Raw genomic sequence first — 12539 nt, forward strand, 5'->3', positions numbered from 1 at the left:
TTGCCCTCATCGATGCAAGCGGTGTCTGATGCCGTTTGCGTGAGGCGGAGTGGCGGCTGATTGGCATTGCCGGGTTCTCCGCATCTCAGCCAAGCTGCTGGACGACCGTGTAAGGATCGTATTTGGTGAACTCCGCCAGCGGCACATTGATGTCGAGCAGGTCGAGATTGCGTGTCAGATTGGCGGGCTTGGCCGTGCCGGTCAGCACCGAGGCGACGACAGGCTCGTGCAGGGGGAACTGAAACGCGGCAGCGGCCAGCGGGTAGCCGCCTTGTGCCGCGATCTTTTCCATCGCGTCGACCCGGTCGAGGATATCCTTGCTCGCCGGCAGATAATCGAAATGCGCGCCGTGTACCGGTCCCGTCGCCAATATGCCCGAGTTGAAGACGCCGCCGATGATCAGCGAGGTCCGCCGCTCGCGGCATAGCGGCAGCAGGTCGGCCTCGGCGCTGCGGTCGAGCAGCGAATAGCGGCTGGCGAGCAGGATGCAGTCGAGCGGCGCGCGGCGAAGCACGTCGAGGCAGATCTGGACCTCGTTGACGCCAAGGCCGTAGGCGGAAATCGTGCCGGACGATTTCAGCTCCTCCAGCGCCTTCAGCCCGCCATCCATCAGCTGTCGGAAATGCAGCTTCGTCTTCTCGACGCCATGCGTGTAGACGCCGACGTCGTGGACGAACAGGATGTCTATTCTGTTGAGGCCGAGCCGGGCGTAGGAAAAATCCACCGACCGCATGATGCCGTCATAGGAATAGTCGTAGTCGAGCGCGAAGGGGAGCGGATCGACATAGGAATGATCGGGAACCTGGTCCTCCGGCACCGGCCTGAACAGCCGGCCGACCTTGGTCGAGAGCACGTAGGAGGACCGCGGCTTCTCACGCAGGAAATCGCCTGTGCGCCGCTCCGACAGGCCGAAGCCATAGAAGGGCGCGGTGTCGAAGTAGCGCAGCCCGCCGTCCCAGGCCGTCTGCAGCGTTTCCATTGCGGGCTCGCGCGGACAGGCGCGATAAAGGCCGCCGATGGCGGCGCCGCCGAAGCTGATTTCGGTGACTTCGAGCGCGGTCGTGCCGATCCGGCGTTTGTTCATCAAAGCCTCCCTCTTGCCGTTCGACTGGCGGTTGTTTCGAATGTTTAGAGCGTCGCGCCGAGATGCCAGGGCACGAACTCATTGTCGCCGTAGCCGAACGCCTCACTCTTGGTCTTGCGGCCGGACGCCGTCTCGATGATCAGCTCGAAGATCTCGCGGCCCATGCCGGCGATGGTCTTCTCGCCCGAAGCGATGACGCCGCAATTGACGTCCATGTCCTCTTCCATCTGGTGATACATGGTCGAGTTGGTGGCGACCTTGATCGACGGCGTCGGTCGGCAGCCGAAGCAGGAGCCGCGGCCGGTGGTGAAGACGATGACATTGGCGCCGCCCGCCACCTGGCCGGTGGCCGAGACCGGATCGTAGCCGGGCGTGTCCATGAACACCAAGCCGCTGCCGCTGACCTTCTCGGCGTAACCGAAGACGCCGTTGAGCGGCGTCTGACCGCCCTTTGCAACAGCACCCAGCGACTTCTCCAGGATGGTGGTCAGGCCGCCGCGCTTGTTGCCCGGCGAGGGGTTGTTGTCGATCGAGGCGCCGTGCTTGGCAGTATGGTCCTCCCACCATTTCACAAAGCCGTCGAGCTTGGCGGCGATCTCGGGCGAGGCGGCGCGATAGGCAAGCAGATGCTCGGCGCCGTAGATCTCGGTCGTCTCGGACAGGATGCCGATGCCGCCGCAGCCAGCCAGAATATCGACCGCTGCTCCCAGTGCCGGATTGGCGGTGATGCCGGACATGCCGTCCGAGCCGCCGCATTGCAGACCGACGACGATCTCGCTGACCGGGATCGGTTCGCGCTGCAACTGGCCGACTTCCTCGGCAATCTCGGCCAGCACGCCCATCGCCCGCTCGACGGACTTGCGCGAGCCGCCGGCCTCCTGGATGTTGAAGTGCCGCTTTCCCGCCGCGACGCCCTTCTGGCCATAAAGGGTGAGCTGGTTGACCTCGCAGCCCAGGCCGACCATCAGCACGCCGCCGAAATTCGGGTGGCGGGCATAGCCGGCGAGCGTGCGGTGCAGCACCATCATGCCGTCGCCGGTGGCGCTCATGCCGCAGCCCTGGCCGTGAACGATCGGCACGAAACCGTCGATGCCTGGATAGTTCGGCAAAAGCGTGCGGTTGGCCTCGTCGGCGATCGCATGACAGACGGTGGACGAGCAATTGACGCTGGCAATGATGCCGATGAAGTTGCGCGTTCCCGCGCGGCCATCGGCGCGGCGATAGCCCATGAAGGTGCGCGTGCGGTCCGCCTCGGTGGCGTGCTCGGCCTCGCTCGGCGGCACCACCGGCAAGCGGCCGCTCTCGAAGACAAGATTGTGCGAGTGGACGTGCTCGCCCGGCGCGATGGCTTGAGTGGCGCGGCCGATGGCCTGCGCATATTTCACCACCGCCTGGCCCGCCGCGATCGGCTTGATCGCAACTTTGTGCCCCGGATCGATCGCCGCCACCGCGACCGCGCCGCCGGGCAGCGCCGCGCCGATCTCGATGCGGCCATTGGCGACCGCGACATTGTCGGCCGGGGAAAGAAGAATGGTGTTTGCGGCGTTCACGGGCGGCTGTCCTGGGTAAACCTGGGAGTGTGGGCGGATTGACATGCGAACGTTTGAGGATAATGTCTTTTATCGTGAAAAAACATTTTTGCGTCAATTGTTTTTTCACCGCGCGCCGTGCGTCTTCGGGTGCATGGCTGCCCGTTTTGGCAAAGCCGGCGAAATTCGTTCCGCATTTCGGAGGCTTGCGCTAGGAACACCGATCATATCGCGCTTCCGGCCGGCGGCCGCAAGCGTTGGGGGATACGGGGCATGTCGAAGAGCAACAACGTCTATAAGGACGCCTTCAACCGCGGACTGCGGCTGCTCGACGAAACCAGGAGCCTGCCGTCCGAGCCCGAGCTCGGAACGCTGCTCGGCGTCAGCCGCACCACGGTGCGCAGCATTCTTTCACGCATGGAAGAAACCGGGCTGATCGCCTGGAACAAGCGCAGTAAGACGGTGCTGCGGGCGCCGAAGCCGGAAGATTTCTTCCCCGAGGAAGAGACCGACTCGCTGGCCGAGATCATCGAGCGCTCCTTCATGCGCCGGCTGCTCGCCGGCGGCGCAGAAGCAGGCATGCAGATCAACGAGCTCGAGCTGGCGCGCGAGATCGGCGTCGGCACCACCAGCGTGCGCGAGTTCCTGATCCGCTTCTCGCGCTTCGGCCTGATCGAGAAGCGGCGCAACAGCCATTGGGTGCTGAAGGGCTTCACCCGCGCCTTCGCGCTGGAGCTGACCGAGATCCGCGAGATGTTCGAGCTGCGCTCGGCCGCCGCCTTCGCAGCGCTGCCGGAGGATAGCGCGGTCTGGGCCGATCTCGACCGGCTGGAGATCGAACATCGCCAACTGGCCAGCGCGATCGCGACGCGCTTCAACGAATTCTCCGAGCTCGATGAGCGTTTCCACCGGCTGATCCACCGCGCCTCGCACAACCGCTTCATCGTCGATTTCTACGATGTGATCGCGATGATCTTCCACTACCACTACCAATGGAACAAGGCGCAGGAACGCGAGCGCAACGAGGTCGCGGTCCAGGAGCATCTGGCCTATATCGCGGCGCTGAAATCGCGCGATCCCGCCAAGGTGGACGCCGCCTGCCGCAAGCATCTGAAGTCGGCGCGCCAGACGCTGTTGAGCTCCATTCCGGAAGGGCGGCAGGTGCAGCCCGCCTGATCAGGCGCATCGCGCCGCGTTGCCGCAGCGCGGTTTTGCCGATTTTCCGGCCGCCGGCCCCATGCTAGGGTCAGTCGAATTGCTGGAAAGAGGCAGGTTTTTTTGGATATCCGGCTGAGACGATGGAGCATGCCGGCCGCGTTCGTCGCGGCGCTGCTGCTGTTGCTGCAGTCGGCGCTTGGCGCCTTCGCGTTTGGCGCGCCTTCGCAGCTCGATGCCTTCGGCAACGTCATCTGCACGCATGACGGGGCGGTCAAGCTTCCGGGCAGCGATCCGCACCAGCAGCATATGCCAGCCTGCTGCTTGGCTGGCTGCAGCATGGTTTCGCCGGCGCACCTGCCGCCGCCGGATACGGGCGGGCCTGCCAGGGTGCTGGTGTTCGACGCGGTCGCTTTCCCGCCTCCGGCCTTCCGGCATCTCGATTTTGCCCGCGACCGCTCTCCGGTCAATCCGCGGGCGCCGCCGACCGCAGTCTGACGAAAAACCCGCGAAACCTTTCGCGGGCGCGTTCATCAAAGATCAGACTGCTCGCGGCCGGATCACGGCGCGACCTCATACTCATGGAGCAACCATGTCCTATCTTCTTCCCGCAGCGCGAGCGCAAGCTCGTCCGCGCGGTTTCGAACGGCTCGGCCTTGCCGTGTTCGCTCTTCTTCTCCTGTTCGCATGCGTTCCCGGCGCCCAGGCGCATGAATTCAAGGCCGGTGACCTGGAGGTCGGGCACCCGTGGTCGCGTGCCACGCCGCCTGGGGCCAAGGTGGCCGGCGGCTATTTCACCGTCACCAACAAGGGCAACGTGCCCGACCGGCTGCTGTCGATCTCCTCCGACCTTTCCGACAAGGCCGAACTGCATGAAATGGGTGTCAAGGACGGTGTCATGACCATGCGGCCGGTGAGCGGCGGACTCGAGATCCCGGCCGGCGGCAAGGTCGCACTGAAGCCGGGCGGCTATCACCTGATGTTCATCGGCCTGAAGCGACAGCCCAAGCAGGGCGAGAAATTTCCGGCCACGCTGACGTTCGAGAGGGCCGGTAGCGTCAAAGTCGAGTTCGCCGTCGAGGGCATGGGCGAGGCCGGCGGCATGGACGATCACGCCGAGTGATCATTTCCAAATCAGAGGGACAATTCATGAAGAAACATTTTTGTTTAGCGGTTGGCACGCTTTTCGCGCTCGGAACAAACGCCGCGCTCGCCCACATCACGCTCGAAACGCAGGAAGCGGCCGTCGGTTCGACCTATAAGGCTGTCCTGCGCGTGCCGCATGGCTGCGAGGGCAAGGCGACGACCGCGGTGCGCGTGCAGATTCCGGAAGGCGTCATCTCGGTGAAGCCGATGCCGAAGCCCGGCTGGACGCTGCAGACCAAGAAAGGCCGATACGAGAAGTCCTACCAGCTATATGGCGAGACGCTGACCACCGGCGTCAAGGAAGTCGACTGGAGCGGCGGCAACCTGCCGGACGAATTCTATGACGAGTTCATTTTCCGTGCTTCGCTCGCCGCCGATCTTCCGGCCGGCCGGATGCTCTATTTCCCGGTGGTCCAGGAATGCGGCGACGCCGCCAACCGCTGGATCGAGATTCCGGCGGCGGGACAGGATGAGGATGCGCTGGAAAATCCGGCCCCCGGCATCAAATTGCTGCCGAAGAAATGATGTCTTGATGGCGCGTCCTATTCGGGCGCGCCGTCCCTTCTCGAAAGACAGCATGAACGCAGCAACTTTCCCAGGCCGCCCGAGCGGCATCCGCATCGGGCCAGGCACCGGAGCCCTGGTCGCCGCCTTCGTGCTGGTGCTGCTGCTGGTGCTGCCCGGCCACGCCCTCGCGCATGCGGCATTGGTCGCGACCGATCCGCCCGATGGTGCGGTGCTGTCGCAGAGTCCCACGCGGTTCTCGCTGACCTTCAGCGAGCCGGTCTCGCCGCTGGTGCTCACCCTGGTGCGGTCGGACGGCACGCAGCTTTCGCTGACCTCCTCCCGGCTCAACGATCAGACTGTCGAGATCGATAATCCGGAGACGCTCAAATCCGGCACGCATGTGCTGAGTTGGCGCGTGATTTCGGAGGACGGCCATCCGGTCGGCGGCTCGGCGCTGTTTTCCGTCGGCGCGCCAAGTGCCGCGCCGGTAGCGGGCGAAGCCGTCGATTTGTCGCTGCGCACGGCAATCTGGATCGGCAAGCTCTTGCTCTATGCCGGGCTCTTCCTCGGCACCGGCGGCGCCTTCGCGCTCGCCTGGCTCGCGGGAGACTATCGCTGCGGCCGGCGTTTCGTCATCGGCGCTCTTCTGTGCGGACTGGCCGCCGCCCCGTTGTCGCTTGGCTTTCAGGGGCTGGACGCGCTCGACGCGCCGCTCGCCCGGTTTGCGGCACCCATCGTGTGGGAGACCGCGCTTGCGACCAGCTTCGGCTGGACGGTGCTTGCGGCCCTGATTGCGCTCGGGCTTGCGTTGCTGTCCGTCGTGGGACCGCCCGCTCTTCGCAAGCTGCTTGCGCTTGCCGGGCTTGTCGGCGTGGGCGCGGCACTTGCCGCCAGCGGCCACGCCAGTGCCGCCGAGCCGCAATGGCTGACGCGGCCGCTGGTGTTCCTGCACGGCACAGCCATCGCCTTCTGGACCGGCGCGCTGGCGCCGCTCGGCCTTGCGTTGCGATTCCAGCCGGCGGAGGCGAAAATCTTCCTGCGCCGGTTTTCGCACGCGATCCTGCCCGTGGTTGCCGTGCTCGCGATAAGCGGCATCGTGCTGGCGGTCATCCAGGTGCGCGAACCGGCAGCGCTCATCAACACCGCCTATGGGCGCCTGCTGCTGCTGAAACTGGCCCTGCTTTTGTTCCTGTTCACCCTTGCCTCAGTGAACCGATGGACGCTGACTGCGCCGGCCGAAACGGGCGACACGGAAGTGCAGCGGCGGCTTATGCGTTCGATCGGCATCGAGACGCTGATCGTGCTCGCCATCTTCGGCGTCGCCGCCGGCTGGCGCTTCACGCCGCCGCCACGGGCGCTGGCGATCGCTGCCGCGCAGCCGGTCTCGATCCACATCCACACGCTGCAGGCGATGGCCGATCTCAGCATCACGCCCGGCCATGCCGGCCAGGTCGCGGCTTCCATGGTGATCATGACCGGCGATTTCGGGTCGTTGGATGCCAAGCAGGTGACCCTGGTGCTGTCAAAGCCGGATTCCGGCATCGAGCCGATCAAGCGGCCCGCGACGAAACGCGTCGACGGCACCTGGCGCGTCGACGATCTCGTCATCCCGCTGCCCGGCCGCTGGAACGCCCGGCTCGATATCCTGGTTTCCGACTTCGAGATGGTGAAGATAGAGGCGCCGATCGACATCCGCGCTGAGTGAGTGAAAAGTGAATGGTGAATAGTGAATAGTGAATAGTAGGCGATTTCCGTCGCGGGGCCGCGACGAGGTTCGACTTCGACGTTTACCATTCACCATTCACCATTCACCCATCGGCCGCGACACAATTCGGCGAGGCGGTTGACGCCGTCGCGAAGGCCCGTCAATCATCCGTCCAAAACGCGGCCTCAACAAAAGTTCGAAAGCAGGGAAGAAACGATGGAAAAAGCCGAAATCGGCCTGATCGGCCTTGGCACGATGGGCTCCAACCTGGCGCTCAACATCGCCGAGCATGGGCACCGCATCGCCGTCTTCAACCGCACCCGTTCGCGCACCGACGCCTTCATCGAGAGCGCAGGGGCGCTCAGGGATATGGTTGTGCCCTGCTACAGCCTGCAGGAACTCGCCGCGGCGATCCGGCCGCCTCGGCCGATCATCATCATGGTGCTGGCCGGCAAGCCGGTCGACGAGCAGATCGCGGCGCTGCGCGGCGTGCTCTCCGACAACGACATCGTCATCGATGCCGGCAATGCGAATTTCCGCGACACGATGCGGCGCTTCTCCGAGCTGTCGGGCTCCGGCTTGACCTTCATCGGCATGGGCGTGTCGGGCGGCGAGGAGGGCGCGCGCCACGGGCCGTCGATCATGGTCGGCGGCACGGAAGACTCTTGGAAGCGCGTCGAAAAAGTGCTGACCGCGATCTCCGCCAAGTTCAAGGACGAGCCTTGCGCCGCCTGGCTCGGCACCGACGGCGCCGGCCATTTCGTCAAGACCATTCACAACGGCATCGAGTATGCCGACATGCAGATGATCGCCGAGATCTACGGCATCCTGCGCGACGGTCTCGGTATGGGGCCGAAGGAGATCGGCAAGGTCTTCGACGGCTGGAACAAGGGCCGGCTCAACTCATACCTCATCGAGATCACCGCCAAGGTTCTCGCAGCCGACGACCCCAAGACCGGCAAGCCGGTGGTCGACATCATCCTCGACCGCGCCGGCCAGAAGGGCACCGGCAAATGGTCGGTCATCGAAGCGCAGCAGCTCGGCATTCCGGCGACGGCCATCGAGGCGGCCGTCGCGGCGCGCGTGCTGTCATCGATCAAGGACGAACGGCAGGCGGCGGAAAAGGCCTACGGCAATATCGGCGTCGAGCAGATTTCCGGCGACAAGGCGGCGCTGCTGAAGGATCTCGAGCTGGCGCTGTTCGCCGGCAAGATCGCGGCCTACGCGCAAGGGTTCGCCGTGATGAGCGGCGCCTCAAAGGAATTCAACTGGAACCTGCCGATGCCGACCATCGCCAAGATCTGGCGGGCCGGCTGCATCATCCGCTCGCAGATGCTGGACACGATGGCGGAGGCCTTCGGCTCAGGCGGCGCTTCGACCAATCTCCTGATGGCGCCGGCCTTCATCGCCATGATGAAGGAGGCGCATCCGTCGTTGCGGCGCATCGTGGCCAGGGCCTCCGAGGCCGGCTCGCCGGTGCCGGCGCTGTCGTCGGCTCTCGCCTATTTCGACAGCTACCGCCAGGGCCGCGGCACCTCGAACCTGATCCAGGCGCAGCGCGATTTTTTCGGCGCGCACGGTTTCGAGCGCATCGGCGAGCAGGGCGCGTTCCATGGGCCGTGGGGAAGCGGTGTCGCCTAGAGTCAGGTGAGGCCGGCCTGCAAATTCAAGTACGCTCCGCTCCGGTTCTCGGAAGCCGCCCAGTTTGGTCGCTTCGCGCCCGTCTTCGACTCCGACCCGGACTGGCCTGACTCTCAAGTCGCGCCGGTCAGCCGCGGTAGGGCAAGACCCCTCCCGGCGTGCTGAGCGATTGCAGCGAGCCAGGATCCATGCCGCCGATCCAGCCGAGCACGGCGCGGGCAAGCTCGGAGCCGGCCAGGCGGAAGCTCTCGTTCACAACGAACAGTTCCCGCCGAAACAGGTGCAGCAGCTCCGACGACTGTTTGGAGACCAAATCCACATCGCGGCCAAGCTTCAGGCCGGCATCCTCGATGCCGGCAACGACGGCGAGCGTAGCGGCGGCGGCGCTGCTGACGATGCCGTCCGGACGGTCCTCGCGGCGCATGAGCTGAGCGGTGCGCATCCTGATCTGCTCGATCGTGTGGTCGATGGAGACGGTGTTGAACGGCACCTCGCTGGCGCCGACTTCGCTCAGCGCATCGGCAAAGCCGTTCACGGTGTGGTCGTAATAGGTGAGACCGACCGGCGGCGTCACCAAAGCGAGCCGGCGCCGGCCCATGCCGGCGAGATGGCGGACCGCCTCGCCGGCGAAGGCATAGTTGTCGAAGTCGTGATAGGGATGCACCAGCCCCATGTCGGTGCGGCCATGCGTGGCAAATGGAATGCCGCGCTCCAGCATATAGCGGGCGCGCGGATCGTTGGGCTGAGTGCGCGAGATGATGACGCCGTCGGCGGAGCCCGTCTCCACCAGATAGCGCACCGGATCCAGCGGGTCTTGCGAGCGCGAATAGGGCGTGACGATCAGGTGATAGGGCGTGTCGGCGATCACCTCGGTGACGCCGTAGATGATGTCCGAGACGAAGCTCATCAGCTCGTGCTCGGTGTTGAGCACCAGGCTGATGACGTTGGTCTTGCCGGTCCTCAGCCTCACGCCGGCGCGATTCGGGCGATAGCCGATCTGCTTGGCGACGAGCTGCACGCGTCGCCTGGTCTCGGCGCCGATCTCCGGCGCGTCCTTCAGCGCGCGCGAGACGGTGGTGACGCCGAGCCCGGTCATGAAGGCAAGCGTCTTCAGCGTCGGCCTTTCCTTCGCCGACGTATCGTCATCCTTCTCTTTTGCTCGTCTGTCCATCCGTCCCGCCCATCAGGCGCATAGCAGCCGCGAGGTCGGCCGGCAATCGCGCGCATTGGCATTTTGCGCGGCTTTCAGCCCGTCACACGGTTCAATATACTGAAACGTTACAGATTGCCAACGCCCGTGATCGACCGGCAGGTTGCAATCGTTGCGGTCAGCTCCGGAGGGGGCTGAAAGACACTGGAATCATAAAGAAATCTCGATTTCCCTCAGCTCTCTGCACCAGCTAGCCGCACCGGCGACTCTCCGGCAGGCCTTTGGAGAGGATTTTGTTCGTGCCCCGAAGAAATCTCATGCCGTTTCCATTCGAGGGGTTGCCTACACCGGCCATTTGCCGTATCGAAAATCTGTAACGTTTCAGATTCTGGGAGGAACCGAAATGCGATACAAATTTCAGGCCGCCGCGTTCGCCGCGACGGCCGCGCTGAACTTCGCCGGACCGGCGGCCGCGACCGATCTCGAAGTCACCCATTGGTGGACTTCGGGCGGCGAGGCGGCGGCGGTGGCCGAACTCGCCAAGGCGTTTGACGCGACCGGCAATCACTGGGTCGACGGCGCCATCGCCGGTTCCGGCGGCACGGCGCGGCCGATCATGATCAGCCGCATCACCGGCGGCGACCCAATGGGCGCCACCCAGTTCAACCACGGCCGGCAGGCGGAGGAACTCGTCCAGGCCGGGCTGATGCGCGACCTCACCGATCTCGCCACCAAGGAAAAGTGGACGGAAATCGTGCGGCCGAAGAGCCTGCTCGACTCGTGCACCATCGACGGCAAGATCTATTGCGTGCCGGTCAACATCCATTCCTGGCAGTGGCTGTGGCTGTCGAACGAAGCCTTCCAGAAGGCCGGCGTGCCGATGCCGAAGGACTGGAATGAATTCGTGGCGGCTGCGCCGGCGCTGGAAAAGGCCGGCATCATCCCGCTCGCCGTCGGCGGGCAGCCCTGGCAGGCGTCCGGCGCCTTCGACGTGCTGCTTGCCGCCGTCGGCGGCACCGACGCCTTCCTCAAGGTCTACAAGGAAAAGGACGCCAAATTCGCAGGCGGTCCCGAAATCGCCAAGGTGTTCAAGGCCGCCGACGACGCTCGTAAGATGGCCAAGAACACCAATGTGCAGGACTGGAACCAGGCGACCAATCTGGTCATCACCGGCAAGGCCGGTGGCCAGATCATGGGCGACTGGGCGCAGGGCGAGTTCCAGGTCGCCGGCAAGACCGCCGGCAAGGACTATACCTGCCTGCCCGGTCTCGGCCTGAACGAGGTCATCGCCACCGGCGGCGACGCCTTCTATTTCCCGCTGCTCAAGGATGCCGACAAGGCCAAGGCTCAGGAAGTTCTGGCCGAGACGCTGCTCGACCCGAAGACGCAGGTCGCCTTCAATCTCAAGAAGGGCTCGCTTCCGGTGCGCGGCGACGTCGACCTCAACACGGCGAACGACTGCATGAAGAAGGGCCTCGCCATCCTCGCCAAAGGCGCGGTGATCCCGTGGACGGACCAGCTCTTGTCGCAGGACAGCCAGAAGCAGAAGGAGGATCTGTTCTCCGAATTCTTCGCCAAGCCCGACATGACGCTCGAAGAGGCGCAGAAGCGCTTCGCCGACATCATCGCGTCGGCCGACTGATCAACGGCGCCCCCGCCAGCTCCCGGCCCCCACCTATCCGGGGTCGGGAGCGTGAGGCCCTCATTGTCCCAGCCCGGCTGCCGAGATGAGCAACAGCGAACGCCCTAACCAGCTTTTACGCAACCTCAACGCCAAGGTCGCATCGATCCCGATGATCCTGACCGCGCTGGTCGTCTTCGTCGGCGGCACGGCCTGGACGGTGCTGTATTCCTTCACCAATTCGAAGCTCTTGCCGCGGCTGAACTTCGTCGGCCTCGACCAATATTACCGGCTATGGGCGACGCCGCGCTGGCTGGTGTCGATCGAGAACCTTTTGATCTACGGCGTGATCTCGCTGGTGTTCTCGCTGGTGATCGGCTTCATCCTGGCGGCATTGCTCGATCAGAAGATCCGCTTCGAGGACACGTTCCGCACGATCTTCCTCTACCCTTTCGCACTCTCCTTCATCGTCACCGGGCTGGTCTGGCAGTGGCTGCTCAATCCCGATTTCGGCATCCAGCGCGTCGTGCGCGACCTTGGCTGGACGAACTTCAGCTTCGATCCGCTCTACAATTCCAGCATCGTCATCTACGGCATCTCGATCGCGGCCCTCTGGCAAGGCACGGGGCTGATCATGTGCCTGATGCTCGCCGGCCTACGCGGCATCGACGAGGACATCTGGAAGGCCGCACGGGTTGACGGCATACCAATGTGGAAGACCTATGTCTTCATCATCATACCGATGATGCGGCCCGTCTTTATCACCACCTTGGTCATCATCGCCGCCGGCATCGTCAAGGTCTACGATCTTGTGGTGGCGCAGACCAGCGGCGGTCCGGGCATCGCCTCCGAAGTGCCGGCGAAATACGTCTACGACTACATGTTCTTCGCCCAGAATCTCGGCCAGGGTTTTGCCGCCTCGACCATGATGCTGCTCTCGGTGGTAATCGTCATCGTGCCATGGGCCTATCTCGAATTCGGAGGCAAGAAGCATGGCTGAA

General features: G+C 64.4%; 11 protein-coding genes. 8 read left to right on the forward strand and 3 right to left on the reverse strand.

The annotated features are described in order from the left end of the window. Positions 1–85: 85 nt before the first annotated feature. A complete protein-coding gene (locus CK220_RS22055; protein ID WP_095813635.1) occupies positions 86–1084 on the reverse strand; it encodes an aldo/keto reductase in 999 nt (332 codons plus the stop codon). 44 nt (positions 1085–1128) lie between these two features. Next, positions 1129–2634 (reverse strand): altronate dehydratase family protein, encoded by a 1506-nt coding sequence (locus tag CK220_RS22060; protein ID WP_095813558.1) that lies wholly within the window; start codon positions 2632–2634, stop codon positions 1129–1131. Positions 2635–2886: 252 nt separating this feature from the next. Between CK220_RS22060 and CK220_RS22065 the strand changes: the two genes are divergently transcribed. The 6 genes from CK220_RS22065 (at position 2887) to gndA (ending at position 8767) form a co-directional block, all read left to right on the forward strand. After that, entirely contained in the window at positions 2887–3789 is a 903-nt protein-coding gene (locus CK220_RS22065; protein ID WP_095813559.1) for a GntR family transcriptional regulator, read from the forward strand. Between the two features lie 129 nt (positions 3790–3918). Next, positions 3919–4266, forward strand: a complete 348-nt coding sequence (locus tag CK220_RS22070) for a hypothetical protein (RefSeq protein ID WP_095813560.1) — start codon at positions 3919–3921, stop codon at positions 4264–4266. A 94-nt stretch (positions 4267–4360) separates the two neighbouring features. After that, on the forward strand, positions 4361–4891 hold the full coding sequence (locus CK220_RS22075) for a copper chaperone PCu(A)C (protein WP_095813561.1): 531 nt from the start codon (positions 4361–4363) through the stop codon (positions 4889–4891). Positions 4892–4917: 26 nt separating this feature from the next. Continuing rightward, entirely contained in the window at positions 4918–5439 is a 522-nt protein-coding gene (locus tag CK220_RS22080) for a YcnI family protein (RefSeq protein ID WP_095813562.1), read from the forward strand. Positions 5440–5491: 52 nt separating this feature from the next. Next, positions 5492–7126, forward strand: a complete 1635-nt coding sequence (locus tag CK220_RS22085; protein WP_095813563.1) for a CopD family protein — start codon at positions 5492–5494, stop codon at positions 7124–7126. A gap of 216 nt (positions 7127–7342) precedes the next feature. After that, a complete protein-coding gene (gndA, locus tag CK220_RS22090) occupies positions 7343–8767 on the forward strand; it encodes an NADP-dependent phosphogluconate dehydrogenase (protein ID WP_095813564.1) in 1425 nt (474 codons plus the stop codon). A gap of 127 nt (positions 8768–8894) precedes the next feature. On the opposite strand, the gene CK220_RS22095 is transcribed toward gndA, so the two are convergent. Continuing rightward, the gene (locus tag CK220_RS22095; RefSeq protein WP_095813565.1) at positions 8895–9938 is read right to left on the reverse strand and encodes a LacI family transcriptional regulator; all 1044 of its coding nucleotides are present in this window, start codon (positions 9936–9938) and stop codon (positions 8895–8897) included. Between the two features lie 382 nt (positions 9939–10320). Here CK220_RS22095 and CK220_RS22100 point away from each other — a divergent pair, with 382 nt between their 5' ends. Together CK220_RS22100 and CK220_RS22105 are read left to right on the forward strand one after the other, a co-directional pair. Further along, positions 10321–11559: an ABC transporter substrate-binding protein gene (locus CK220_RS22100; RefSeq protein WP_095813566.1), complete on the forward strand. Its 1239-nt coding sequence runs from the start codon at positions 10321–10323 to the stop codon at positions 11557–11559. An 85-nt stretch (positions 11560–11644) separates the two neighbouring features. Then, a complete protein-coding gene (locus CK220_RS22105; RefSeq protein ID WP_095813567.1) occupies positions 11645–12538 on the forward strand; it encodes a sugar ABC transporter permease in 894 nt (297 codons plus the stop codon). Position 12539: the final 1 nt, after the last annotated feature.

This window comes from Mesorhizobium sp. WSM3860 (assembly GCF_002294995.1).
Taxonomy (GTDB): domain Bacteria; phylum Pseudomonadota; class Alphaproteobacteria; order Rhizobiales; family Rhizobiaceae; genus Mesorhizobium.